23 protein-coding genes and 1 pseudogene are annotated in these 24,007 nt (G+C 68.1%); 13 read left to right on the top strand and 11 right to left on the bottom strand.

Annotated elements, in window-relative coordinates; all coding sequences use genetic code 11:
- Positions 1 to 146 precede the first annotated feature (146 nt).
- The 4 genes from nirB (at position 147) to WMF27_RS43025 (ending at position 7,216) form a co-directional block, all read left to right on the top strand.
- A complete protein-coding gene (nirB, locus tag WMF27_RS43040) occupies positions 147 to 2,687 on the top strand; it encodes a nitrite reductase large subunit NirB (RefSeq protein ID WP_437763066.1) in 2,541 nt (846 codons plus the stop codon).
- A gap of 37 nt (positions 2,688 to 2,724) precedes the next feature.
- The gene (nirD, locus tag WMF27_RS43035) at positions 2,725 to 3,123 is read left to right on the top strand and encodes a nitrite reductase small subunit NirD (RefSeq protein WP_437763067.1); all 399 of its coding nucleotides are present in this window, start codon (positions 2,725 to 2,727) and stop codon (positions 3,121 to 3,123) included.
- A 119-nt stretch (positions 3,124 to 3,242) separates the two neighbouring features.
- Positions 3,243 to 4,979 (top strand): DmsC/YnfH family molybdoenzyme membrane anchor subunit, encoded by a 1,737-nt coding sequence (locus WMF27_RS43030; protein ID WP_437763068.1) that lies wholly within the window; start codon positions 3,243 to 3,245, stop codon positions 4,977 to 4,979.
- Complete coding sequence (locus tag WMF27_RS43025) at positions 4,979 to 7,216, top strand: molybdopterin oxidoreductase family protein (RefSeq protein ID WP_437763069.1); 2,238 nt, start codon at positions 4,979 to 4,981, stop codon at positions 7,214 to 7,216. The genes WMF27_RS43030 and WMF27_RS43025 overlap by 1 nt, the downstream gene beginning before the upstream one ends.
- Here WMF27_RS43025 and WMF27_RS43020 read toward each other — a convergent pair.
- The 9 genes and pseudogenes from WMF27_RS43020 to WMF27_RS42980 form a co-directional block, all read right to left on the bottom strand.
- Positions 7,108 to 7,359, bottom strand: coding sequence for an SDR family oxidoreductase (locus WMF27_RS43020; protein ID WP_437763070.1), 252 nt, complete (start codon positions 7,357 to 7,359; stop codon positions 7,108 to 7,110). The two genes, WMF27_RS43025 and WMF27_RS43020, sit on opposite strands and share 109 nt — an antisense overlap.
- Positions 7,269 to 7,808, bottom strand: a complete 540-nt coding sequence (locus WMF27_RS43015; protein ID WP_437769937.1) for an SDR family oxidoreductase — start codon at positions 7,806 to 7,808, stop codon at positions 7,269 to 7,271. Before WMF27_RS43015 ends, WMF27_RS43020 begins: the two co-directional genes overlap by 91 nt.
- A 468-nt stretch (positions 7,809 to 8,276) precedes the next feature.
- Positions 8,277 to 8,474 (bottom strand): transposase domain-containing protein, encoded by a 198-nt coding sequence (locus WMF27_RS43010; protein WP_437769938.1) that lies wholly within the window; start codon positions 8,472 to 8,474, stop codon positions 8,277 to 8,279.
- Positions 8,457 to 9,575 (bottom strand): annotated as a pseudogene (tnpC, locus tag WMF27_RS43005) (IS66 family transposase); the annotation flags it as partial. The gene WMF27_RS43010 and the pseudogene tnpC, both read right to left, overlap by 18 nt.
- Before the next feature lie 198 nt (positions 9,576 to 9,773).
- Entirely contained in the window at positions 9,774 to 10,139 is a 366-nt protein-coding gene (gene tnpB / locus WMF27_RS43000; protein WP_437943556.1) for an IS66 family insertion sequence element accessory protein TnpB, read from the bottom strand.
- Positions 10,133 to 10,426, bottom strand: a complete 294-nt coding sequence (locus tag WMF27_RS42995; RefSeq protein WP_437763072.1) for a helix-turn-helix domain-containing protein — start codon at positions 10,424 to 10,426, stop codon at positions 10,133 to 10,135. The genes tnpB and WMF27_RS42995 overlap by 7 nt, the downstream gene beginning before the upstream one ends.
- A 211-nt stretch (positions 10,427 to 10,637) precedes the next feature.
- Positions 10,638 to 10,907, bottom strand: coding sequence for a hypothetical protein (locus tag WMF27_RS42990; protein WP_437684157.1), 270 nt, complete (start codon positions 10,905 to 10,907; stop codon positions 10,638 to 10,640).
- 355 nt (positions 10,908 to 11,262) lie between these two features.
- Positions 11,263 to 11,733, bottom strand: coding sequence for a hypothetical protein (locus WMF27_RS42985; protein ID WP_437763073.1), 471 nt, complete (start codon positions 11,731 to 11,733; stop codon positions 11,263 to 11,265).
- Positions 11,734 to 12,402: 669 nt separating this feature from the next.
- Entirely contained in the window at positions 12,403 to 12,576 is a 174-nt protein-coding gene (locus tag WMF27_RS42980) for a hypothetical protein (protein WP_437763074.1), read from the bottom strand.
- A gap of 97 nt (positions 12,577 to 12,673) precedes the next feature.
- Between WMF27_RS42980 and WMF27_RS42975 the strand changes: the two genes are divergently transcribed.
- Positions 12,674 to 13,003: a hypothetical protein gene (locus WMF27_RS42975; protein WP_437763075.1), complete on the top strand. Its 330-nt coding sequence runs from the start codon at positions 12,674 to 12,676 to the stop codon at positions 13,001 to 13,003.
- On the opposite strand, the gene WMF27_RS42970 is transcribed toward WMF27_RS42975, so the two are convergent.
- The gene (locus WMF27_RS42970; RefSeq protein WP_437763076.1) at positions 12,987 to 14,171 is read right to left on the bottom strand and encodes a 2-isopropylmalate synthase; all 1,185 of its coding nucleotides are present in this window, start codon (positions 14,169 to 14,171) and stop codon (positions 12,987 to 12,989) included. The genes WMF27_RS42975 and WMF27_RS42970 overlap by 17 nt on opposite strands.
- 253 nt (positions 14,172 to 14,424) lie before the next feature.
- Here WMF27_RS42970 and WMF27_RS42965 point away from each other — a divergent pair, with 253 nt between their 5' ends.
- Complete coding sequence (locus WMF27_RS42965) at positions 14,425 to 14,577, top strand: RCC1-like domain-containing protein (RefSeq protein WP_437763077.1); 153 nt, start codon at positions 14,425 to 14,427, stop codon at positions 14,575 to 14,577.
- A 15-nt stretch (positions 14,578 to 14,592) separates the two neighbouring features.
- A complete protein-coding gene (locus WMF27_RS42960; protein WP_437763078.1) occupies positions 14,593 to 15,291 on the top strand; it encodes a hypothetical protein in 699 nt (232 codons plus the stop codon).
- Between the two features lie 252 nt (positions 15,292 to 15,543).
- Here WMF27_RS42960 and WMF27_RS42955 read toward each other — a convergent pair whose 3' ends face one another.
- Complete coding sequence (locus WMF27_RS42955; RefSeq protein WP_437943555.1) at positions 15,544 to 15,726, bottom strand: hypothetical protein; 183 nt, start codon at positions 15,724 to 15,726, stop codon at positions 15,544 to 15,546.
- A 551-nt stretch (positions 15,727 to 16,277) separates the two neighbouring features.
- On the opposite strand from WMF27_RS42955, the gene WMF27_RS42950 reads away from it, so the two are divergent.
- The 6 genes from WMF27_RS42950 to WMF27_RS42925 all read left to right on the top strand — a co-directional run bounded on the left by WMF27_RS42950 (position 16,278) and on the right by WMF27_RS42925 (position 23,932).
- Positions 16,278 to 18,650, top strand: coding sequence for a type VI secretion system Vgr family protein (locus WMF27_RS42950; RefSeq protein WP_437943554.1), 2,373 nt, complete (start codon positions 16,278 to 16,280; stop codon positions 18,648 to 18,650).
- A 43-nt stretch (positions 18,651 to 18,693) separates the two neighbouring features.
- Positions 18,694 to 18,975, top strand: a complete 282-nt coding sequence (locus tag WMF27_RS42945) for a hypothetical protein (RefSeq protein ID WP_437763082.1) — start codon at positions 18,694 to 18,696, stop codon at positions 18,973 to 18,975.
- A gap of 68 nt (positions 18,976 to 19,043) precedes the next feature.
- Positions 19,044 to 21,704 carry a DUF2169 family type VI secretion system accessory protein gene (locus tag WMF27_RS42940; protein WP_437763083.1) on the top strand — a complete coding sequence of 887 codons (2,661 nt, stop codon included), beginning with the start codon at positions 19,044 to 19,046 and terminating at the stop codon, positions 21,702 to 21,704.
- A complete protein-coding gene (locus tag WMF27_RS42935) occupies positions 21,701 to 22,771 on the top strand; it encodes a pentapeptide repeat-containing protein (protein ID WP_437763084.1) in 1,071 nt (356 codons plus the stop codon). The genes WMF27_RS42940 and WMF27_RS42935 overlap by 4 nt, the downstream gene beginning before the upstream one ends.
- 88 nt (positions 22,772 to 22,859) lie before the next feature.
- Positions 22,860 to 23,501, top strand: coding sequence for a DUF3540 domain-containing protein (locus WMF27_RS42930; RefSeq protein ID WP_437763085.1), 642 nt, complete (start codon positions 22,860 to 22,862; stop codon positions 23,499 to 23,501).
- Positions 23,502 to 23,530: 29 nt separating this feature from the next.
- Complete coding sequence (locus WMF27_RS42925) at positions 23,531 to 23,932, top strand: DUF4150 domain-containing protein (RefSeq protein WP_437763086.1); 402 nt, start codon at positions 23,531 to 23,533, stop codon at positions 23,930 to 23,932.
- The last annotated feature ends 75 nt before the right edge of the window (positions 23,933 to 24,007 follow it).

The raw sequence follows: 24,007 nt of genomic DNA, 5'->3' as shown, positions 1-24,007 counted from the left end.
GGGCCGACAATTTATTCCTGCGAAACAGTTGCGAAACAGAGCCCACAGTACACAGTTTTTGGTCCGGGACTGTGGCTGACGCCTGGTTCGGACGGCAGCGCGGCAGTGACGGTGAGAAGGACTCACCGGGTCCAAAGGTGGGTTTCATGAGCAAGAAGAAGGACCTCCTCGTCATCGGCAACGGCATGGTCGGGCACAAGCTCATCGAGAACATGGTTCTCGGCGGCTTCCTGCGCGAGTGGAACATCACGACCTTCTGCGAGGAGCCCCGGCTCGCCTACGACCGGGTGAACCTGTCCGCCTTCTTCAACGGCAAATCGGCCGAGGATCTGTCGATGGTCAAGCCCGGCCTCTACGAGGAGGCGGGCATTCAGGTCCATCTCAACGACAAGGCCGTCTCGATCGATCGGCGGAAGAAGGCGGTGACGTCGGCGAAGGGGAAGACGGTCTATTACGACAAGCTCATCCTCGCCACCGGCTCGTATCCGTTCGTCCCGCCGATCAAGGGCAAAGACGCGAAGGGCTGCTTCGTCTACCGCACGATCGACGACCTCGAGGCCATGGACGCCTACGCCAAGGTCGCGAAGGTCGGCACGGTCATCGGCGGCGGCCTGCTCGGGCTGGAGGCGGCCAACGCGCTCAAGAACATGGGCCTCGAGGTCAACGTCGTGGAGTTCGCGCCGCGCCTGATGGCCCTCCAGGTCGACGACGCCGGCGGCGCGATCCTCCGGGCGAAGATCGAGTCGCTCGGCGTGAACGTGCACACGAGCAAGTCGACGACGGAGATCGTCGCGGAGCACGGCCGCGTGGCGAGGATGATCTTCGCCGACCAGAGCGAGCTCTCGACCGACATGATCGTCTTCTCGGCCGGCATCCGCCCGAGGGACGAGCTCGCGAGGGCGTGTGATCTCGCGCTCGGGAACCGCGGCGGCGTCGCCATCAACGAGCGCTGTCAGACGTCGGATCCGGACATCTATGCCATCGGCGAGTGCGCCAGCTACAACAGCCAGCTCTACGGCCTGGTGGCGCCCGGCTACCACATGGCCAAGGTCGCGGTCGACGCCATCACCGGCGGGAAGGAGACCTTCAGCGGCTTCGACATGAGCACGAAGCTCAAGCTGATGGGCGTGGACGTCGCGAGCTTCGGCGACGCGTTCGCGACCCAGCAGGGCGCGCGCGTGCTCAGCTTCATGAACGCGACGTCGAACGTCTACAAGAAGCTCGTCGTCAGCGCGGACGGCAAGCTCCTCCTCGGCGGCATCCTGGTCGGCGACGCCGCGAACTACGGCCAGCTGCTCCAGCTCGTGCAGAACAAGATCGCCCTCCCGCCGCACCCGGAGGATCTCATCGTCACGGCGCGGGACGGCGCGAAGCCGGCGGGCCTCGGCGTCGACGCGCTGCCCGACACCGCCATGATCTGCTCGTGCCTGAACGTCACGAAGAAGGCCATCTGCTCGGCCATCTGCGACGACAAGCACGTCACGGTCGCCGGCATCAAGGGGCACACCAAGGCCGGCACGGGCTGCGGATCGTGCACGACGCTGATCTCCGACATCCTGAAGAAGGAGCTCAAGAAGGCCGGCGTCGCGGTCAACAACTACATCTGCGAGCACTTCAACCACTCGCGTCAGGAGCTCTATCACCTCGTCCGGGTCCACCAGATCAAGACGTTCGACGACCTGCTCGCCCGCCACGGCCAGGGCAAGGGCTGCGAGATCTGCAAGCCCGCGGTGGCGTCGATCCTCGCGTCGACGTGGAACGAGCACATCCTGAGCAAGAAGCACCTCCCGCTGCAGGACACGAACGATCGCTACCTGGCCAACGTCCAGCGGGACGGCACCTACTCGGTGGTCCCGCGCGTGGCGGGCGGCGAGATCACGCCGGATCAGCTCATCGCCCTCGGGGTGGTCGCGAAGAAGTACAACCTGTACTCGAAGATCACCGGCGGCCAGCGCGTGGACCTGTTCGGCGCGCGGCTGGAGCAGCTGCCCGACATCTGGCGCGAGCTCATCGCCGCCGGCTTCGAGTCGGGGCACGCGTACGGCAAGGCGCTGCGCACCGTGAAGTCGTGCGTGGGCAGCACCTGGTGCCGCTACGGCGTGCAGGACTCGGTGGGCTTCGCGGTCGCGGTCGAGAACCGCTACAAGGGGCTGCGCAGCCCCCACAAGCTGAAGTCCGCGGTGTCCGGCTGCGCGCGCGAGTGCGCCGAGGCGCAGGGCAAGGACTTCGGCATCATCGCGACGGAGAAGGGCTACAACCTCTACCTCTGCGGCAACGGCGGGATGAAGCCGCAGCACGCCCAGCTCTTCGCCTCGGATCTCGACGAGGCGACGCTCATCAAGTACCTCGACCGGTTCCTGATGTTCTACATCCGCACGGCGGACCGGCTCCAGCGCACGTCGGTGTGGTTCAACAACCTCGAGGGCGGCATGGATTACCTCCGCCAGGTCATCATCGAGGACTCGCTCGGGATCTGCGATGAGCTGGAGAAGGAGATGGCCCACCTCATCGCCACCTACGAGTGCGAGTGGAAGGCCGCGGTCAACGACCCCGAGAAGCTCAAGCAGTTCCGCCAGTTCGTGAACGCCGGCGAGCCCGACCGGAGCATCGTGTTCGTCAGCGAGCGCGCGCAGCACCGCCCCGCGGCGTGGCAGGAGAAGTCGAACCTCGTCGAGGAGATGATCTGACAGCGGGGCCGAGGGGCCTTGTCAGAGGGAAACCGTCATGAGCGAGCTGCACACTTCGGAAGCGCCTCGGAGCGATACCATGACCCAGGGTTGGATCGACGTCTGCGGGGTCGAGGACATCATCCCGAACACGGGGGTCTGCGCGCTCGTCGGGAAGCGCCAGATCGCGCTGGTCCGCGTCGGCGAGGGCGAGGAGGTCTACGCCATCAGCAACTTCGACCCGTTCAGCAAGGCGTTCGTCCTCTCCCGCGGCATCGTCGGGGACAAGGGGGGCGTCCCCAAGATCGCCTCGCCGATCTACAAGCAGAGCTTCGATCTGCGGTCGGGTCAGTGCCTGGACGACCCGGGCGTGAGCATCCCCGTGGTTCCCCTCCGGGTCCGGGACGGGCGTGTCGAGATCCAGGCCGCGGCGGAGCCGCTCGCGGCGGCGAGCTGACGGGATGACCTGGCGAGCCAGCGCCAGGCGCTCCCGCGCGGCGGACGCGCCGCCGTTCGCTGTGTCTCTCTTGGAGTTCTCGGGGCTGGGCTTCCGCGCCGGGTAGACAGGGAATTTCGATGAGCGTTGCAAAGGTCTCGGACACTCACTTTCGCTTACCCATCGTCAACTCGGCGCCGAAGATCCACGACAGCAACAAGAGCCTGCTGGACTCGCTCCTCGCCGACCAGCAGAAGCTCACGGCGGTCGAGAAGTTCTCCAGGATGCACGAGGAGCACGCGCTCCCGGCGCAGTCCAAGTACTACCGCGACCTCATCCCGCTCGAGAAGCCGAAGCCCGGCCAGCAGTACGGCTTCGAGGTCGACCTCGACGCCTGCACGGCCTGCAAGGCGTGCGTCACCGCCTGCCACAGCCTGAACGGCCTCGACGACAACGAGGTGTGGCGCTCGGTCGGGCTCCTCCACGGCGGCACGCCCCAGGCGCCGGCGCAGCAGAGCGTGACGACGGCGTGCCACCACTGCCTGGACCCGGCGTGCATGTCGGGGTGCCCGGTCAAGGCCTACGAGAAGGACCCGATCACCGGCATCGTCAAGCACCTCGATGACCAGTGCATCGGCTGCCAGTACTGCATCCTGATGTGCCCCTACGACGCTCCGAAGTTCAACGCGGAGCGGGGGATCGTGCGCAAGTGCGACATGTGCAGCGATCGGCTGGCCAACGACGAGGCCCCGGCGTGCGTGCAGTCGTGCCCGAACGGCGCCATCCGGATCACGATGGTCGACCAGCAGCAGGCCGTGCAAGAGAGCCAGACGAGCCTCTTCTTGCCGGGGGCGGCGGCGCCGGAGATCACGATCCCGACGACGACCTACAAGACGCAGCGGTCGCTCCCGCGCAACATGCTCCCCGCCGACTTCTACCAGGTGAGCCGGGAGCACTCCCACCCTCCGCTCGTCGCGATGCTGGTGCTGACGCAGCTCTCGGTGGGCGCGTTCTGCGTGAGCCTGGCCCTCAACGAGCTGCTCGGCGCGCAGGCGACGCGGGATTTCGGCGGCCACAGCGCCACGTTCGCGCTCGTCTTCGGGATCGCCGCGCTGAACGCGAGCCTCTTTCACCTTGGCCGGCCGCAGTTCGCGTTCCGGGCCTTCCTGGGGCTCAAGACGTCGTGGCTCAGCCGGGAGATCCTCGGGTTCTCGCTCTTCGCGGGGGCCGCGACGCTGTACGCGGCGTCCTTCTGGCTGCCTTCCCTGCCGGCGCTCCCGGTGCTCTCGGCGCCGCCGGTCGAGCACCTGCGGGCGCCGCTCTCGTACGCGGTCGCGCTGAGCGGGCTCCTCGGGGTCTTCTGCTCCGTGATGGTGTACGCCGCGACGCAGCGGGAGCACTGGCGCGGGGCCCTGACGGGCTTCAAGTTCGCGACAACGGCGGCCATCCTCGGGAGCTCGACGGTCCTGATGATCGGGCTGCTCCTGAGCGCCGAGCACGCGGCGCTGCTCCTGACCCGGGGCTTCCGCGCGCTGAGCGCGTTCCTGTGCATGACGACGGCGCTCAAGCTGCTCGTGGAGCTCTCGATGTTCCGGCACCTCCGGAAGCGGAGCCACTCGACGCTCAAGCGGAGCGCTATCTTGATGACAGGAGAGCTGAAGGGCGCGACGGGCTGGCGCTTCGCCTGCGGGGCGCTCGGCGGGATCGTCCTGCCGGCGCTCAGCCTCTTCTCGGCGCCGAACAGCGGCGTGAGCTCTGAAGTTCTGATGGCGATGGCGGTCGTGGCGTTCCTGTTCTGCCTCGCGGGCGAGTTCCTCGAGCGGTACCTGTTCTTCGCAGCGGCGCCCGCCTCCAAGATGCCCGGAGGGCTCTCCTGATGACGACCACCGATGCCAAGAAGACGTCTCCGGCGCCCACGCAGGCGGACAACCTCCTCTTGCGGCGCAACGGGCCGCTGACGCGCGAGCTGCTCCTCACGCCGGGCGAGTTCGGCCTCGGGAGGGTGCCTGCGCGGCTCAAGCCCGACCAGACGACGACGGTCGTGTGCGGGTTCTGCTCGACCGGGTGCGGGCTGAACGTGCACCTCAAGGACGGAGAGGCGATCAACCTCTCGCCCAACACGGACTATCCCGTGAACCTCGGGATGGCGTGCCCGAAGGGCTGGGAGGCGCTCACGCCGCTCCGCGCGACCGATCGCGCGACCGCGCCGCTCCTCAGGAACGCCCGCGGAAAGCTGGAGCGCGTGGAGTGGGACGTCGCGCTCCGCACGTTCGTCGATCGGTTCAAGGCGATCCAGGAGGCGCACGGCAAGGAGTCGGTCGCCTTCATCAGCACCGGGCAGATCGTCACCGAGGAGATGGCCTTCCTCGGGGCGCTCGCGAAGTTCGGGATGGGCATGGTGCACGGGGACGGCAACACCCGGCAATGCATGGCGACGGCGGTGGTCGCGTACAAGGAGGCGTTCGGGTTCGACGCGCCGCCCTACACGTACCGCGATTTCGAGGAGTCCGACGTCGTGGTGCTCGTCGGCTCGAACCTCTGCATCGCCCACCCGATCATGTGGGAGCGGCTCTGCAAGAACAAGAACCGCCCCGAGATCCTCGTCGTGGATCCGCGCAAGACCGAGACGGCGATGGCGGCGACGGCGCACTATGCGCTCAATCCGAAGTCGGATCTGACGCTGTTCTACGGAATCGCCCACATCCTCATCCAGCGCGGGTGGATCGACCCGGGCTACATCGAGGCGCACACGGTCGATTTCGAGGCGTTCAAGGCCCACGTCGAGGATTTCACGCCGGCGCGGGTCTCCGAGGCGACGGGGCTCAGCGAGGCGCAGCTCGCGTCGTTCGCGGAGAAGATCCATGGCGGGAAGCGGGTGTCGTTCTGGTGGACGATGGGCGTCAACCAGAGCCACGAGGGCGTTCGGGTCGCGCAGTCGCTCATCAACCTGGCGCTGATGACGGGCAACATCGGCCGCCCCGGCACCGGGGCGAACTCCATCACGGGCCAGTGCAACGCGATGGGCTCGCGGATGTTCAGCAACACGACGGGCCTGTTCGCCGGCCACGACTTCACGAAGGAGGAGCACCGGAAGAAGATCGCCGGGATCCTCGGCATTCCGGAGGAGGTCATCCCGACCCGGAACAGCCTGGCCTACGACCAGATCATCGAAGGCATCTTGAAGGGGAAGATCAAGGGCCTCTGGATCATCGCGACGAACCCGGCCCACTCCTGGATCAACCAGGAGGATCTGCACGAGCTCCTCGGCCGCCTGGAGTTCCTCGTGGTGCAGGACATGTACACCACGACGGAGACGGCGGAGCGCGCCCACCTCGTCCTCCCGGCGGCCTCGTGGGCCGAGAAGGAGGGCACGTTCATCAACTCGGAGCGGCGCATCGGCCTCGTCAAGAAGGTCGCGCGGGCCCCGGGCCAGGCGCTGGCGGACTTTCACATCTTCCAGCTGGTCGCCCAGTACTGGGGCTGCGGCGAGCTGTTCAAGGAGTGGAAGGGCCCGGAGGCGGTCTTCCAGATCATGAAGCGGCTCTCGAAGGGGCAACCGTGCGACATCACGGGCATCGACGGCTACGCGATGCTCGACGAGCGCGGCGGCATCCAGTGGCCCTACCCCGAGGGGGCTGCCTTCGAGACGAACGAGCGGCGGCTGTTCGAGGACGGCCAGTACTACCGCCCGGATCAGAAGGCGAAGTTCGCCTTCCAGGCGCCCCGCCAGCTGCCGGAGCCGACCGACGAGCAGTATCCGTTCACGCTGCTCACGGGGCGAGGGAGCTCCAGCCAGTGGCACACGCAGACGCGGACGAAGAAGTCGGCGGTGCTGCAGCGGCTCTATCCGAAGGAGATCTACGTCGAGCTGAGCCCGGTCGACGCGAAGAGGATCGGTATCGAGATGAACGAGTGGGTGGTCATCGCGTCCCGCCGCGCGGAGATCAAGGCGCGGGCGTTCGTCACGAACGCGGTGAAGCCCGGGGAGATCTTCGTGCCGATGCACTACGAGATCACGAACAAGCTGACGTTCCCTGCCTTCGACCAGTACTCCCGGCAGCCGTCGTACAAGGCCTGCGCGGTGAAGGTGCGGCGGGAAGAGGATCGCGGGTAGCGCCGCGCGGCCTCCGCGAGGCAGCCTTTGATCATCCTGCTTACGAAGTCGGTCACGTTGGCGGCGCCCGTCTGGCTGTGGCCCAGGATGGACCCGGGGCGGAAGACGGTGACGGGCACCCCGCGCGAGCGCGCGATCCACACGAGCTTCTCGGCGACCCACTTGCTCTGGGAATACCCATGTCCGTGCGGAGGTGGTCCACCCAGCGATCGAGATCGTCGCCCTCCCGCACGGTCCGGGCGCCGGTGAAATAGCCGATCTGGCCGATGACCCCGATCGTCGAGACGTGGTGCACGGGCTTCGTCCGGCGCCGGCACGCGAGCCGCAAGATCTCCTGTGTCCCCAGCACGTTCGCCGCCTTGTGGGACGCGTACGGCTTGATGTAATTGACCTCGGCGCCGGCGTGGTAGATCGCGTCGACGCGCTGCGCGAGCGCCTCGAAGCAAGCCGGGGTGAGCCCGAGCAGCGGCTCCCTCAGGTCGCCGGGCACGGCGACGACCCTCGCGCTCGCCGCGGGATCCCAGAGCGAATAGGCCGAAAGGCTCCGCCGGAGCCTCGCCCGGCCTGCGGCGGCGTCGGGAGCCCGGACCAGGCAATGGACCGTGCATCAATCTCCGCACGAGGAGCGTCACAGTCGGGACAGCAGGGCCCGCTGCTCGATACCGTCACAGCGAGGACGTTTGCTGCGTACCCGTCCAGCCAAGGACGTCTTGTTCCTCCGTTGCTGGCGGACGCATGGTGCGACCGCACCATGCGTTGCGGATCAAGAGCAAACGGCAGCGAGAGCGACGGATCGCCGACCGAATCGGCGAGCGGCGACCGGCGGCGACTGGCGCGAAGCAGCTGGAGCGAGGCCACCTGCGCTCGGCGCGGTGCGCGCGCAGCGCGGTGGGTAGGACCACCTCAGCAACCGCCCCGACGGGCAGCGCCGCGACGCGAGGCGCGCCGCAGCCCCGCGAGCGACGAGCGTCGCGAGTACCAGCTGCCGCGCGGTGAGCGCGGCCCCACAGCCGCGGGGACGGGCGCGCTCGGTGTCAGCTGCGGCTTGCCCTGCGGCCCGTTAGCTGGGCGCTGGCGTGGCTTGGGGTTGCCACTGATCAGGCAGGAGTTCGTCGATGCGACTCAGCGGGTGGTCGCCGAGCCGGTTGAGGACATCGGTCACGTACGCGACCGGGTTCTTGCCGTATGCTTCACATGTCGAGACCAGCGAGTAGAGACCAGCGATGTTCTCGCCGGCGTCCTCGTGGCCGACGAACAAGAAGTTCTTACGGCCAAGGGCGACCACCCTGAGCGCGGCCTCAGAGCGGTTGTTGTCAGGGGGAATACACGCGTCCATGAGGAAGCGCGTCAGCTCCCTATGATTGTTCAGCATGTAGTTGACGGCGCGCCCCATCTTGCTCTTCGGTGGATGTTGGCCGCGTTGCTACCTTGTCGAGCAGAGCAACTTGGCCATGAGGGCTCGGCTCCGAGTGCGGCGCAGCTCCAGGTGTCTTTCCGTTCCGACGATCCCCTGCTCCTTGGCGTCGTGCTCGACGACGTAGATTGCCCGGATGATGTCGAGCGCGACCTGCGCCTCCGGAGCTCCCGGGAGCGCCTCAAAAAACTTGCGCCTCGCATGCGCCAGGCAGCCGGCACGGGTGCGACCGTTCGCCTTGGTGACGCGGTTGTAGCCGGTGAAAGCGTCGACGACGAGCGTGCCCGTGGTGCCTCCGAGCACGTCCTTGGGAGTGTCGCCGCTCCGCCCTGTGCTGAACACGTACGCGATGTCGTTGCCCGCGATGAAGGTCCACATATAGGCCTTCTTCTTCGTGCCGAGCATTCGCATGCTCGTCTCGTCGGCGAGGACGAGCTCCGACGCGGCGATGCGCGCGAGCAGCCGTTGCGCGAGCGGCATGAGGAGCTCGGCACACCGGTGGAACAGCTCTGTCATCGTGCTTCGCGCGATCGGGATCCCGATGGTCTGATACTGCTTCTCAAGGCGGTAGATCGGAAGGGACAGCGAGCACTTGGAATAAACGATGTGGGCGAGGAAACCAGGCGCGTATCGGGTCCTGTCCGTCGTCTTGTCCGGGTTAGGCGCCGTTACGATGTACTCGCCGCACGTGCACGCGAGCGTTTCACGTACCGTCACGCGACGCCTGAAGTATCCAGGCACGTAGTCGTAGACCGTCGAGGCCTTCCCCCCGCCGACGGGGCGGAGGTCGCATCGCTTGCAGTGAGGACAGGAGCGTTCGGGCTCGGGTACGGGGACCCGCAGCTGCTCGCCGACGAGCTTCTCTTTCGCGAGCGCGTTCTCGCGCCGCTTGCGGAGGGCCACCGACGGGTCCTTCTTCTGGCCGCGGCGGACCTCACGCTCCATGGCCGGCATCTTCTCGCTCTTGCGCCCGTAAACACGGCGCTTGATCTCGGCGAGCTCGGCCTTGATCTGCTCCAGGTCGGTCTTCAGGTGGAGCGCGTAGCCGCGCCAGCCACACTCGTGGTCGCTGTCGTCCGGGGGAGCCAACGACCAGGTTTGATCAGAATTCTGATCGCTTGTCGATCCCCTTCTTTGACTTTTTCACGCGGCAGGCCGCAGTCGAGGGCGCCACGGCTCGGGGCGTCGGACACGGGCGACGTCGATCCCGTAGAGCAGCATCGCCAAGCCGGTCGAATCCATCTCGACCGCCGTACCGTCCTTGCTGACCGGCGGCATTCGAAAGCGGCCTCGCTCGAGGCGCTTGTAGTAGAGGACGAACCCTCCACGGTCCCAGAACAAGATCTTGCATCGGTCGAGGCGTCGCCCAACGAACACGAACAGGTGTCCTTCGTACAGGGCATCGCCCCATTGTCGCCGGACCAGCGCCGCGAGCCCATCGTGGCCGCGCCGTAGATCGACCGCCTCGGCCGACAGGTAGACCCGAACGCTCGACGGCAACATCAGCATGACCGCAGCGCACGCGCTACCGCCGCGACGTAGGCCGGGTCGGTGCCCTCCTCGAATTCGAGCCGAACGCCATCGACCATGAGCCCGCAGGGCCGTCGTGATGCCCCTGTGGTCACCCGCACCGGCAACAAGTGAGCGCGGGGCCCTTCCTCCTTGAGCCGCCGCCCCCACCGCGCCAAACTGGACACGCTGACCCCGTAGCGCCGCGCGATGTCGGTCTGCGTCGCGCCGCCATCCACCTCCGCCACCAACTGCTCCCAGAATTGCTGCTCTCGGTGCTGACCCATGCTCGCCTCCGGCCAGCCAGGCTCCCCGGGATCACGGCGACACTCAAGACGTCGGCAACTGGACGGTTACGACGCGACGCAGGCCGGTCCCCTGCCGGAGGCTAGCCCTCACAGCCGATCGAGCCGGCCGCCTTCGAGCAGCACCCAGGGAGCCGAAGCCGAGTACGCCTCGGTCCCGGCTATGGGCAGGCTTGGCGCATCTGTGAGTCGATTATTGGCCCTCCTTCATCCGCGGCTCGATGGGCGGATCGAGCGCATCGCCATGGACCCCGCGCAACACGATCGCGGCGTGCTGAGCTCCGTTTTCAACCGCATCGAGAGGGTCTACCCCGTATGTAGTAGATGGGCGCCCATCGATGTCAACAGTGACAGCCCAAGGCCATTTTTTTTCCGGAGGGTTTCGCGTCGGCTCGTGGATGCGAACCACGATGTCGCGCGGCTCGCCCTCTTCTGGGGTCAGCTTAAAGGTCAGCTCGAGCATCACTTACATCTCCTGTCGCAGTCTTTGAGGCATTGACTATATTCATCAGTACACCGTTTTAGGCAGGTCGTGTCGCCCCTTGGGCAGTTGTCACGGCAGAGTTCCCATATCTTGTCACACTTTTCCTTGCACGCCTCTAGGCAGTCGGGGGTGCACCCTGCCATCGCCTCCGAGGATCCGCTTCCCACCGGTGCGTTTTGCGGCCTTGCCGGCACATACCCGAAGGCCCCATCCCCTCCTGTCGGGGTGATGATGCTACCGCCGGCGCCTTCGTTCCCCTCACCGCGGACATAGCACTCTCCCATATCGTAGTTGCATGCCGTGAGACCGAAGCAGAGAAAAATATATAGCTTGTTCATTTTGACTTCGCCCTGAATCTCCAAACAGGTCCAGCGGTCACCATCACAACCAGACTTCCGGGGAGAACGCGACTACTGCCGCCAGCCCAGTCCACATGGACGCTGGAGGACACGCCCAAGGGCCCGGCGAAGTACCACTCGGACTGGGCGCGGCCACCTGGAGCAACCCCCACCACACGGTCACAAATCACGGCACCACACACCGGCATTGAGTAAATCGCAAGGGACGGCCCGAGGCTGACGGTCGTTGTCTTCGTGACATACCCAAGAGTGACGGCCGTTCGGTCGTAGAGCCCGACACCAGCGCCTGGAACGATGCTGAGCATGTTGTGGGCTTCGAGCCTGAAGTCTCCCTCGCTGCGCCAGAGCCACCCGGCGAAGGGGCTCACGGCCAGCCTGGGCTCGATCCCGATCTGGATCCCGCCCACGCTGACGCCGCCGCTGAACTCGAGTGCGTGTGCCGGCACCGGAGCACTACTGGCGAGCGCGCAGGCACAGCCGCACAGCACGAGCACGCGCGCCTTTGCCTTCAGCCCATGCCCCATGCCCTCCCCCGATCCCGGATGCTTCTCCTAACGGAAGGCGGCGTCAACAGGCGACCTGGGCCACATTACGTCCAAGCGGTCCTTGCACACGAGGGCCAGAGCGCGACCGGCAACGTGGATGGTCAAGGTGTGCGTCAGCGAGCTCGGCACCGTCCCGTTCACCCGCTCGTTCACTACGTACGAGGCGGATCGCTCGACGGCTCTCCGTCACGTTACTGGCGTCGGCTGGGCTTGTTTGTCGCCGTGTGACCTCCGTGTGCCCCGACTCCAGGGCACGGGGCTCCACGAGAGGGCACTCGGGTATACGATAGGATCGAGCCCTTGATGGCCTCTGACACCGCTCCGACGCGTCCGACGCGGCGTCTGCCGTGTCTCTCGCGCATGCGGTCCATCAGTTCATCTCCGGGTTCGATTCCCGGCGCCTCCGCCACGGAGAAACGGCGAGAGCCGTGTCCTTTTTGCTTTTGTGACCAGCGTGTGACCTGAGAAATTTTGGCGTCGCTGAACGGCTTGACGAGAGAACCACCTACTGCGGCCTGTCCGAGCTTATTTCACACTCCTCACGCGACCAGGTACCGCCCTCACCTCGCCTCAAACCCCGCGCGGGAAGTCGCCCAGCGGCGGGAAGCGCGGGTCCTCCGTCGGATCGGGCGACGGCGGCTCCGGCTGCTCCGGCCCCGGATCCCCCGGGTTCGGCGGCAGCGGGGCATCCTCGTCGTCGCCGGGAACGTCCGTCTTTGCGAGCTCATGCGTGCCGTGGTTCATGACGGCCTTCCGCTGCAATTTTCAAACCGCATCACACGCACGACCGCTCGACCCACCGCTTGACGCCCCCGCCCGGCCCCCCTGATCTGCAGCGGGCGTGCTCTCGATCCGCCACGACCCCTTCCCGCTGGAGGCCGCCCGCGACCTGCTCGGCATCGTGCGCGCGCTCTACGCCGAGGCGCGCTCCCGCGGGGCCAGCGTGGCAGATCTCCACGCCATCGCCGCGGTCGGCGACGACCTCCGGCAAGCGATCGCCCTCGCCGAGGCCCACCCGCCCGGCACGCTCGGCTTCTCGTCGGCGTGGGCCCGCGCCGAGCGCGCAGCCGGCCGCGTCGGCGAGCTCGCGGACGCCGTCGCGCCCGCTGCGCCCATCGTCCGCGCCGCCCTGGCGCGCGTCGGCGGGGGCAACCTCACCCCCGGCGGCTGAGCGCCCCCGCGATGGGATGGTCCGCCGCGACGGGCCAGGCGAGCGCACGCGACGCGGCCGCGCAGTACGCGGCGAGACGCTCGCGCGGCACCGGGGGGCGCGCGCCCAGGCGGCCGAGGTTGTCGACGAGCAGCTCGAGGCAGGTGTTGCCCGTCCGCTCCCCGACGCCGAGCGCGGTGGCGTGGACCCGCTCGACGCCGCTCGCCACCGCCCAGAGCGCGGCCGCGAGGCCGAGCCCGCGATCGTTGTGGCCGTGCCAGTCGAGCTCGATCCCGGTCGCCCCCAGCGCGCCCAGCTCGCGCCGGGCGAACGCGACCAGCGCCTCGACTCCCGGCGGCGTGACGTGGCCGGTCGTGTCGCACAGGCAGAGGCGCGCCGCGCCGGCATCGACGGCGGCGCGGAAGAGCGTGCGGAGCATGTCGGGCGGCGAGCGGGTCGCGTCCTCCGCGACGAGGCAGAAGGGCAGGCCAGCCGCCGCGGCCGCCCGCCCGGCCTCGTCGACGCTGCGGGCCAGGAAGTCAGGCCCCCACCCCTCGACGAAGTGCCGGATCGGCGAGCTGCCGATGAACGCGTAGACCATGATCGGCGCCCCGGTGCGCTCGGCCACCCGGGCGACCTCCTCGACGTCCGCGGCGAGGGTGCGCGCGGCCGCGGTCAGGCCGAGCGGCAGGCGGGACGCGACGATCTCCCGGGCGAGCAGGCACGCGTCGTCGAACTGCCGCGGCCCGGTCGCCGGCATGCCGAGGTTCACGACGTCGACGCCGACGCTCGCCATCGCGTGGAGGAGCTCGATCTTGCGCGCGCGCGGCGGGTTCACGATGGAGACGCCCTGGATGCCGTCGCGCAGCGTCTCGTCGAGCACCTCGACGGGCCGGGCTCCCCGGTCGAAGGGCAGCCACGCCTCGCCCTCGGCGCGCACGGCGCCCCACGCGTCGGCCACCAGGCCGCCAGGGGGCGGCTGCACGCCGGGAGGCGGCCGCAGGCCACCGGGGGGCGGCTGAAGGCCACCGCGGGGCAGCCGCAGGCCACCGCGGGGCAGCCGCAGGCCACCGGAGCCGGGGGGCGACAGCTGCCCGTCAGGGCGCGGCGGGCGCTCCCCGGGCGCCGGCTCGGCGCGGTTCCAGTCGAAGGGGGCCGCGGCGCCGGGATCCCGGCCGTCGGCGCTCATGCGCTGCATCTCATCTCGAAGGGGGCTCTCGGCGTGGCGCAGGCGCGGCGCACCGCGTCGATCCGCGCTGGGAGAGAGGTTACTTCATGTCGGCCGCCGGAGCAGGTCCCAGCAGCGCACGGCGAGCGCCGCGCCCCGCGCCGCGAGCGCATCGAGCCGGCGCCAGGCCTCCACGCCCGCAGGACCGGACCACCGCGCCCACCGGCGGGCGCGGCTTTCCGCGCGGAGAGCGGCAGCGTAAAAAGCTGACGGCGTGGCGCAGCTCGCCGGGGGCTACCAGCACACGTGCGCGCTGAAGGCGACCGGCGAGATCCTCTGCTGGGGCGAGAACGCCGAGGGGCAGCTCGGCGTGGGCCAGGGGGTCGGAGACCAGCCGTCGCCGGTCGCGGTCAAGTTCGAGCCCTGAGCGAGGGCGGAGCTCGTGAAACGCGCCGTCGCATCGCACTCCCTCGTCGTGCTCGCGGCGATCATCGCAGCGATTCAGCCGGGTTGTCATCGAGAACGGAAGTGCCAGGGCGACGCATCGCCGGGCGAGCTGGGCTCGTCGACCACCACCACCACGAGCGCGCCCGCGGCGTCGGCCTCGTCCGCCGGAAGCGCCTCCGCTGCCGGGGCCGGCCCGGTCGATCTCGATCTCGACGCCGCACGCCCGGGCATCACCGGGTCGTCGAGCCCGGGAGCGCCGCCGCCGTCGACCGCTGGTGCGGGGGCAGCATCGCCGGCTCCCGGGCTGAACACCAACCCGAGCGCGCCGGGTAACAAGCCGTTCGACCAGGATGCCTGGCTGGCCGCCCGCGGCGCCGTGTGGCGCCCCGATGCCTCGTGCTGGTCGACCCTCGACACCACGATACCGCCTCAGCGCCTCAACATGTGCTCGTGCCACGGGGCGCTCAGCCTGCCCGAGGTCGAGTTGATCGAGTGCTCGCGCGCACGCGAGCAGGATTCCACGGCGGTGCCTTTCGTGACGCACACGGTGCTCTACGCAGCGCGCGGCGGCGCGATCCGGGCGGTGGAAAATCAGGCAGCCTTGCCTCCACAGGGGGGCGTAGGAGCGCCGCAGAAGACAGGTCTGTATATCGCGCTACATAGGGTGCCTCCTCTCGCAGGCAATTCCGTGTGATGAACTACTATCAAGTCGATTCCAGCAGGCAGCCCTGTATACTGCATTACTCCCGGATCGGTTCTCGCAGGCAGATCTGCATGATGCCTTACATCCGAAGGCGCTCTCGCGGTCGGGCGCGACCAGCGCTGCATGAGACATCGGCCTGGGTGACATGGGGCGCCGGCTCAAGGGCGAGGGATTGGTCGCCCAGCACCTGGCCCCGTCGAGATGTCTTCGCGCAGCGCTCCTGTCCGGCAGCGCCTGCGGCGCTCATCGATACGGTGAGTCGCCTGGGCTCCGCATGCCGCCAAGGCGGAGCTTGTACTCGAGCGCGTCGATCTCGACCTCCAGCTCGAAGCGCGCGCGCTCGAGCGCGCGCCTGCGGCGGGCGGCAGCGATGAAGGGGCCGACGAGCAGCAAAGCGAGCGTCACGAGGCCGGCGTCCAGCAGCACGCTCGCCCAGCGGGTGAGGCGGTAGGGCGCAAGATCCTTGTCTTCACGATCGGTAATGTCGTTCCACGTGAGGCGGTCGATGTCGACAGCGCGGTTGTGACAGATCTCTGCCGAAACATCCGCCTATTTCATGTGCGGATGACGATGCGGTGTTGGTGAGCATCTCGCTCGTTCGACGCCACCGCTCCGGGTTCGATGGCCCCCGGAGCGAGACGCTGTCCTGGTTCCCCGTGAACGTGACAGCGCTGGGATCACGTTAACGTGGAAGGCGTGCTGGGCCAACGTCCATGGATGCCGGGACTCGTCGCGCGGACGAGGGTGCCCCACGAGCTCAGACTCGGGATCCGCGTCCATCGGCGTCGCCTCCTCGCTCGGCCAGGGTACCACCACGCGACGGTGTCGTGCGGTGACATCCACGACCTTGCACGTCGGGCGTCCTTCTGTGTAGGGTTCGCGGTCGCGACATCGTCCGCGCGCGGCCGCTGCGTTCAAGGGGGGCCTCGGGTGGACCACAACCTGGTGGGGAGCTCATGAGCGTGGACGTTCTTGCCATGCACTGCGCAGCGCTACCGGCCGCCCGTGCCGTCGGCTTCAAGGGCACCGAGGCGCTGTGCCGACCGTTCGAGTTCGACGTCCTGTTCACGGTGCCGGCGGGCACGGACGTCCGCGCCGCGATCAACGCTCCGGCGACGCTCACGCTCCAGCGCGGCGCCGACTCGCCGCCGATGTGCTGGCACGGCGTGTTCGTGCGCCTCCGGCTGCTGCGCGAGTCGGCCGACCGCGCGCTCTACCATGGGTCGCTCGTGCCCAGGCTGTGGCTCCAGCGCCACTCGGTGCGCAGCTTCGTCCATACGAAGAGCAAGATCGACGCCTTCCTGACGAAGACGCTCACGCACGGCGGCCTCACGACGAGCGACTTCCGGTTCAGCGTCGACACGGACCGCTATCCGGAAGAGGAGTTCGTCTGTCAATACCGGGAGAGCCACCTCGACTTCACCCATCGGTGGCTCGAGCGCGAGGGGCTCTACTACCACTTCGAGCACCCGGTCGACGACGGCGGCGCCGAGGTCATGGTCATCGTCGACAGCAAGGATCAGCACGAGCCGCTGAGCGGCAACGGGCGGGTTCGTTACCATCCGACCTCGAGCTACGACGTGTCGGCGGGCGAGTGCTTCCGGGAGGTGCACGTCGATCTCAGCGCGCTGCCGGCCGCGGTGCGGATCAACGATTACAACTACGCGAACCCGGCCGCCTCGGTGTCCGGAGAGCACGCCGTGTCGAAGAGCGGCCACGGTGAGGTGCGCGAGTACGGCTACCGCGTCTTCACGCAGGACGAGGCGACGCGGCTGGCCCAGGTCAAGGCGGAGTCGATCGCGTGCCGCGAGCTCACCTTGCACGCGACCGGCAACGCGACAGGGCTGCGGGCCGGCTACGTCTTCGAGCTGGAGGACGGGCCTTCGGACGTGCCGACCCGCTACCTGGCCGTCGAGGTGCGGCACGCGGCCGCGATCACGGGCGGCTCGTTCGACATCACGCGCTTCACGGGGATGGCCGTGAACGAGACGTACCGCGTCGAGGTGGTGGCGATCCCGGCCGACGTGCAGTTCAGGGCGGCCCAGGCGACGCCGTGGCCGCGCATCTACGGCTTCGAGAACGGCGTCGTCGACGGGCCAGGCGACAGCCAGTATGCCCAGATCGACGACATGGGTCGTTACCTGCTCCGCCTCAAGTTCGACGCGAGCGACCTGCCCGACGGCGCCACGTCGACGTACCTGCGCATGATGCAGCCGCACGGCGGCACGGTCGAGGGCTGGCACTTCCCGCTGCGCAAGGGGACCGAGGTCATGGTGTCGTTCCAGGGCGGCGACCCGGACCGGCCGTTCATCGCCGGCGTGGTGCCGAACGCGCACCGGCCGAGCACGGTGACGAGCCGCAACCTGACGCAGAACGTGCTGCGCACGGGCGGCAGCAACCACATGGTCGTCGAGGACCTCGAGGGCAAGCAGCACATCGACATGTTCACCCCGGTGGGCGCGACCAACGTCCATATGGGCGGCCCCACCCACCAGGCGTTCGTCGTGCCCCCGAAGACGCCGGACGCGAACCCTGACATGCAGCCCGTCGACTGCATGTTCTACGTTTCCACGGAGGGCAACGCCGGCTTCAACGTGTGCGGCGAGTGGTGGCAGAACGTCGGCGGCAAGTACTACGTCGAGGTCAGCGACGACGCGACCATCCATTACGTCGGCATCCACACGATCAACGTCGACGGCGACTCGAACGAGTTCTACAACAGCCACCAGAACATCAAGGTGCGCTCGGGCCGGACCGACAAGGTCGAGAGCGGCGGCATGACGCAGGACATCCACGGCGGGTTCACCCAGACCATCGAGGCCGGCGGCAAGCAGGATGTGCTGGGGAGCTGGTTGCAAAAGATCAGCGGCCAGAACCACGACGACTACGGATCGTGGAAGACCGACGTCAAGCAGGGGTGGACGGCGGACATCAAGGGGGCGTGGTCGCACACCGTGAAGGGCGACATCACGATCAACAGCACGAGCGGCACCATCCACGTGGAGAGCCCGACGAAGATCACACTCAAGGCGCCGGAGGTGACGCTTGACGCGCCCAACAAGGTGCACAAGCACACGAACCTCTACATTGAGACGTTCGGCTCCAAGAACTCCTTCGGCATTCAGAAGGCGGACTTCACCGGGATCAACTTTGCCCGCAATAACCTCAAGGTTGAATTCACCGCGTACGCGGCAGCGAAGGGTGGTTACAAGGGAGAATACTGGATCAACAACCAACTGAAGTTCGGAACACTCTTCGAGACATTGGGTGCCAATATGAGAAAATCCGGAACGGAAGCCTGGAACTCGGCAGCGCGGATGTTGAACGCTGCGATCACGAAGCTAGGCTAAGAGAGCCGGAAGTCACCTGAAACAGCTCGCGACGGAGGTCTTCATGAAAGCGACGGGAACATGCCCCAAATGTCTCTGCACGGCCCTCTGGTACGTGGAGTACGTCGCGAACAACGATCCGAACCCCGGTACCCAGAATAAAGCAACCCAATTTCAGCTCGCGGTCACCGGTAAGCTAGGCCTGGACGGCACCAGCGGAAGGCTCGAAGCGTACGCCTGCCAGCAATGCGGCTACGTCGAGCTCTACCTGAAGGAGCGCCTCCCCGTCGACGGCAAGCACATCCGCGAGCTGCGGCGCCCGCAGGGCCCGCCCTATCGCAGTTGATCGATGAAACCGCTGCAACGCTCGACAGGTCATCGTGGCTCTTGGCCCCACGTTCGACGAGAGGTCCTGTGAAGATCGTCAAGCCCATGAAGGTCCCCATGCTCACCCGAGTGCTGGAGTTCCGGCGCCGGTGCTACTTCCATGTGACCGCCATGCTGGGCTTCCCGCTCACGAGCCCTCGCGCGCTCGTCGACGAGCTGTCGTTCTGGCGCACCGTCACCGGCGCGCTCGGTGAGCAGGGCGCGATCGACGAAGGCTTCGCCAAGACGCGCGGCGAGCTGCTCGTCGCGGGCAGCTTCCACGCCCCCGGCGGCGTGCCCACCCGCGCCTCGTACGTGAGGGCCCAGATCGGAGGCGTCGACAAGCGCCTCGCGGTGGTGGGCGACCGGACGTGGCGAGACGGCGTGCCGACCGAGCCCGCGCCGATGATCACCCAGCGCATCGACTGGGCGCACGCGTTCGGCGGGGCCGGCTACGACAGGAACCCTCACGGCAAAGGCGCCCAGCCGCTCGACCTCGGCGGCCGCTCCGTCCACCCGCTGCCCAACGTCGAGCTCTACGGCGCGATGATCCGCACGCCGTCGGAGCGCCCGGAGCCCGCCGGCTTCCTGCCGATGGACATCACGTTCGCGCAGCGCAGGAGGCGCGCCGGCACCTACGACAAACGCTGGCTCGACGAGCACTTTCCGGGCATCCCCGCGGACACGGATCCGACCTTCTTCAACGTGGCACCCGAGGATCAGTGGCTCGATGGTCTCTTTCGCGGGGATGAAGAGATCCTCATAGAGAACATGCACCCCGAGAAGCCTCGCCTCGTGGGGCGGCTGCCCGACCTCGTGACGCGATCGTTCGTCACCCACCACACCCCGGAAGGCGATCGCTTCCTCGAGATCCCGATGCGCCCCGACACGGTCTGGGTGTTCCCCGCCGAGGAGCTCGGCGTCGTCATCTTCCACGGCGTGCTCGCGATCGCCGAGGACGACGCGGCCGACATCGTACAGCTGCTCTGCGCGTGCGAAGAGCCCGGCTCGCCGCGCCCGATCGAGCACTACCAGGCAGCGCTCGCGCGCCGCCTCGACAAGGACAAAGGCGCGGTCGCAGAGATCTCCGACGGCGACCTCATGCCGCCGCGCGCGTCGGGCGTCGCGCCCAACATCGATCTTGGCGACATGGGACGCTGGGTCAAGAGCGAGAACCTGGCCGCCCAGAACCTGCGTCGGGGTCAGGAGCGGAGCTTCGCCGAGGCGCGGGCACGCATCGAGGCCGAAGGGCTCGACCCAAAGGACCACGGCCTCGACGAGCTGCCTCCCCTTCCCGAGCCGCCGCCAGACGACCTCGACGGCCTCGCCGCGTATGTCGAGGCCGCGTCCCTGAGGACCGAGGAGCTGATGGAGCGAGCCCGAGCGTCGGAGACGCAGGCCCGCGAGGAGGCGAGACGAGCCTGGGCCGAGAGGGGCGAGGACTTCGATGCTGCCATGGAGAAGGCGGCCGAGGAGGGCGCAGGGCCGCCCAAGTTCTCGGCAAAGGCGCACCTGACAGCGCTGCGCTCGATGGCGGCGGAGGCGCGCGAGGCCGGCGTCGTGCTGGACGACGTGGAGCAGATGCTGGCCGACCCGGGGTATCACGCGACGATCGAGGAGCAGGAGCGGGGCCTGTTCGAGATGTACCGGCGGATGGGGCACCTGCAGCCCGCGGCCGCGGCGATGGAACCCGAGGCATCGGAGCGCGCGCGCGTGATCGTCAGGCTCGCCATGGAGGTCGGCGAGCCCCTGGCGAACCGCGATTTCACGGGTGCGAACCTGGCGGGAATGTCCCTGTCCGGCGTGGACCTCTCCGGCGCGTTCCTCGAGTCGGCCGATCTCTCGGGGTGCGACCTCTCCCGGGCCGTTCTCGACGGCGCGGTGCTCGCCAGGGCGAACCTGGAGGGCGCGAACCTCACCGAGGCGCGGCTCCGCGGCGCGAACCTGGGAGGAGCAACGCTGCGCAACGCCGTGCTCGAGCGTGCCCATCTGCACGACGCCGTGCTGAGCCGCGCCGAGCTCGCCGGGGCGCGCTTCTCCGGCGCGGATCTGACGGGCGCCGACTGGCTCGAGACGAGGCCCGGCGGCGCAGACTTCACGGGCGCCACGCTGGGCCAGTGCAACCTGCTGAAGGTCGACCTCTCTGATACCCGCTTCACGGGCGCCGACCTGTCGGACGCAAACCTCGTGGAGAGCACGCTCAACAACGCCGATTTCTCGGGCGCCACGCTCCGCAAAACGACGTTCGTCGCATGTCGTGGAAAACGCATCTCGTTCCGAGAGGCGCACTTCCAGCAAGGCGTCGTCGTCCACGGATCGTCCTTTCCCGAGGCCGACTTCAGCGACGCCGACATGGAAAGGGCCAACCTGCGCGGCACCGTCCTCGCAGGCGCGCGGCTCGACCGCGCCAACCTGCGCGGCGCCGACCTCTCCGGATGCGACGCCTCCGAGGCCAGCCTGGAGCGCGCCGTCCTCAAGGGCGGCCTGCTCATCCGCACCAACCTCGGAGACGCATCGCTGCAGGGGGCCAATCTGATGGACGCGCTCGCCTCCAAGGCCCGGCTGACAGGCGCAGACTTCACCGGAGCGAACCTGTTCCGCGCCGACCTGTCGCGGGTCGCCGGCGACGAGCAGACCACGTTCGCGGAGGCCGAGGTCGGCCACGTGCGCTTCCTCCCGAGCGCGGACGCCCAGCGAGGTGGCTCATGAACCGCGATGAGCTCCTCGACAAGCTCCGGCACGGCGAGCCGGTGCGCCACGTCGACCTGTCGCACCTCGCGCTCGACGGGGCGGACCTGTCAGGGGCGAGCTTCGAAGAGGTGCGCTTCCCGGCGGCGATGCGCGCCGCGCTCCTGAAGGAGTCGAGCTTCATCGCGTGCGATCTCACCCGGTGCGATCTGCGCGACGCGGACCTGCGCCACGCGAGCTTCTATCGATCGCGGCTCGAAGGGGCGCGCTTCGACGGCGGCAAGCACATCGCGGCTGCCTTCGTCGAGTGCGCCGCCGATGGCGCGTCGTTCGCGCTCGTCGAGGCGCCCATCGCGAGCTGGGTGAAGACCTCGCTCCGTGGGTCGTCGTTCGCGGGCTCGAACCTCGACCGAGCGAACCTCGTCGACATCGACGCAGACCGGGCGAGCTTCGCCCGGGCGAACCTCGAGAAGGCGACCCTCTACCGCGCCGATCTGCGCACGGCCGACCTCGCCGCCGCGAACCTCGCGCTGACCACGCTCGTCGAGGCCAAGCTCGGGCCGAAGGGTTTCGCCGATACAAGGCTGTTCCGCACGCAGTTCATGAAGAGCGATCTCGCCGGCGCGAGCTTCGCCGGGGCAGACTGCGCGCAGTGCAACTTCATGGGAGCCGACCTGCGCGAAGCCCGACTGGAAGGCGCGAGGGGGCCGCAGTGCTTCTTCGGCGAGGCGAAGCTGCACGGGGCGCGCCTCTCGAACGGCCAGTTCCCCCAGGCGGTGTTCGAGAAGGCCGAGCTGCTGAAAGCGGACCTCTCCGGCGCGTTCCTCGAGGAAGCTTACTTTGGTCGCGCGCTGGCAGCTGGAGCGCGGTTCGTCGATGCCAGGCTCCGGGAGGCGGACTTCTCGCACGCCGACGTGTCGGCCGCCGATTTCTCTGGAGCCGGCCTGTATCGAACCCGGTTCCATCTCGCAAAGCGCGACGGCGCGGTGTTGCCGCTGCTCTCGGGGTGGCTCGGCGATGACGAGGAGCTGGCCAGGGTGGAACGATGGCAGCCGAGGCATGGCGCGGCGCCCCCTGTGAAGACGTGAAGCAGGTTGCAGTCGAGGCGAGGAGCAGGTCGTTCAGGAGACGCTCCGCAAGGGACAGCACAGACGACGTGGAGAAAGGGTTGATACCGTGACAGCCGTAAAGAAGCTTGCGAGGCCGGAGGCCTATCTCGAGACGGGGAGCGTTGAGCGGGTCGGCGCGACGCTCGTGGTACGCCTCGGCGCGTCGAGCTGCGAGGCGCGACGCGCGAAGAGCTGCCTCGTCGCGCCCGACGTCGGGGACAAGGTGCTTTGCGCCATCGAGCCGGAGGGGGTCTATGTGCTGGCCGTGCTCGATGGCCGCGAGGGCGCGCCGACGAAGCTCGCGACCGACGGCGATCTGGTGGTGCAGGCACGAGGCGGGCGGATCGCGGTCTGCGCGTCGGAACGCGTCGACATCGTGGGCGCCCGCGAGGTGGCCATGACGGGCGCCGAGGTGCACGTGCGCGCCAAGAAGGGAGCCATCGCGATCGATGAGCTTGGCTTCTTCGGGCGGCTCGTGCAGGCCGAGGTGACGAAGATCGCGCTCGTGGCGCAGGAGGCCGACACAATCCTCACCCGCTTGACCCAGCGCGCCAAGCGCGTGTTCCGCTTCGTGGAGGAGATCGATCAGACACGCGCGGGGACCGTCGATCTACGCGCCCAGAACCTGATCGGCATTCGCGGAGAGAACGCGATCATCTCGGCCCGTGTCCTCGCCAAGGTCGATGGCGAGCAGATCCACCTCGGCTGACCGCTACGCAAAAGAGAGGAGATCCCGATATGTTGGCAAAGACGAGCGCTGGCGGCATGTGCCTGGCGTTTCCCGACGTGTGCCTCACCCCGGCCCCACCTGCGCCGGCTCCGGTCCCTGTGCCTTATCCGAACATCGCGATGGATCCCACCGACGTGGGGTTCGTGCCGAACGTCCTTATGACGTGCACGCCTGCGCACAACATGGCGACGATGCCCATGCTCACGAACGGTGATAACGCCGGCCTGGCGACCGGCGTCGCGTCTGGCACCGTGATGGGCCCTGCACGCACGGTGACAGGGGCGTTCACCGTGGTGGTCGGGGGGATGCCGCTCGCGCGGCTCACCAGCATGACGATCCAGAACAACACCAATGCGCCTGGCGCCAAGATCGTGCCCAGCGTGACCAACGTGATCGTCCTGGCGCCCTGAGGGCGTTGGCCAAGGGAGGTGTCGGCGCGCCTCGAGCCGTCACGCGGCCCGGCCCCGCCGCAGTCACCGGTACGG

It is taken from the genome of Sorangium sp. So ce281, assembly GCF_051527395.1.
In the GTDB taxonomy this organism is placed as follows: domain Bacteria; phylum Myxococcota_A; class Polyangia; order Polyangiales; family Polyangiaceae; genus Sorangium; species Sorangium cellulosum_B.
The sequence above is the reverse complement of the archived record's forward strand: the minus strand, read 5'-3'. Positions and strand labels throughout refer to the sequence as shown.

Excerpts from the sequence above, each read along its gene's own strand:
- nirD (WP_437763067.1), top strand. The coding sequence starts at position 2,725 with ATGAGCGAGCTGCACACTTCGGAAGCGCCTCGGAGCGATACCATGACC.
- WMF27_RS42980 (WP_437763074.1), bottom strand. The coding sequence starts at position 12,576 with ATGAACCACGGCACGCATGAGCTCGCAAAGACGGACGTTCCCGGCGAC.
- tnpB (WP_437943556.1), bottom strand. The coding sequence starts at position 10,139 with ATGCTGATGTTGCCGTCGAGCGTTCGGGTCTACCTGTCGGCCGAGGCG.
- WMF27_RS43030 (WP_437763068.1), top strand. The coding sequence starts at position 3,243 with ATGAGCGTTGCAAAGGTCTCGGACACTCACTTTCGCTTACCCATCGTC.
- WMF27_RS42995 (WP_437763072.1), bottom strand. The coding sequence starts at position 10,426 with ATGGGTCAGCACCGAGAGCAGCAATTCTGGGAGCAGTTGGTGGCGGAG.
- nirB (WP_437763066.1), top strand. The coding sequence starts at position 147 with ATGAGCAAGAAGAAGGACCTCCTCGTCATCGGCAACGGCATGGTCGGG.
- WMF27_RS42990 (WP_437684157.1), bottom strand. The coding sequence starts at position 10,907 with ATGCTCGAGCTGACCTTTAAGCTGACCCCAGAAGAGGGCGAGCCGCGC.
- WMF27_RS42935 (WP_437763084.1), top strand. The coding sequence starts at position 21,701 with ATGAACCGCGATGAGCTCCTCGACAAGCTCCGGCACGGCGAGCCGGTG.
- WMF27_RS42945 (WP_437763082.1), top strand. The coding sequence starts at position 18,694 with ATGAAAGCGACGGGAACATGCCCCAAATGTCTCTGCACGGCCCTCTGG.
- WMF27_RS42950 (WP_437943554.1), top strand. The coding sequence starts at position 16,278 with ATGCACTGCGCAGCGCTACCGGCCGCCCGTGCCGTCGGCTTCAAGGGC.
- WMF27_RS43025 (WP_437763069.1), top strand. The coding sequence starts at position 4,979 with ATGACGACCACCGATGCCAAGAAGACGTCTCCGGCGCCCACGCAGGCG.
- WMF27_RS42925 (WP_437763086.1), top strand. The coding sequence starts at position 23,531 with ATGTTGGCAAAGACGAGCGCTGGCGGCATGTGCCTGGCGTTTCCCGAC.
- WMF27_RS42970 (WP_437763076.1), bottom strand. The coding sequence starts at position 14,171 with ATGAGCGCCGACGGCCGGGATCCCGGCGCCGCGGCCCCCTTCGACTGG.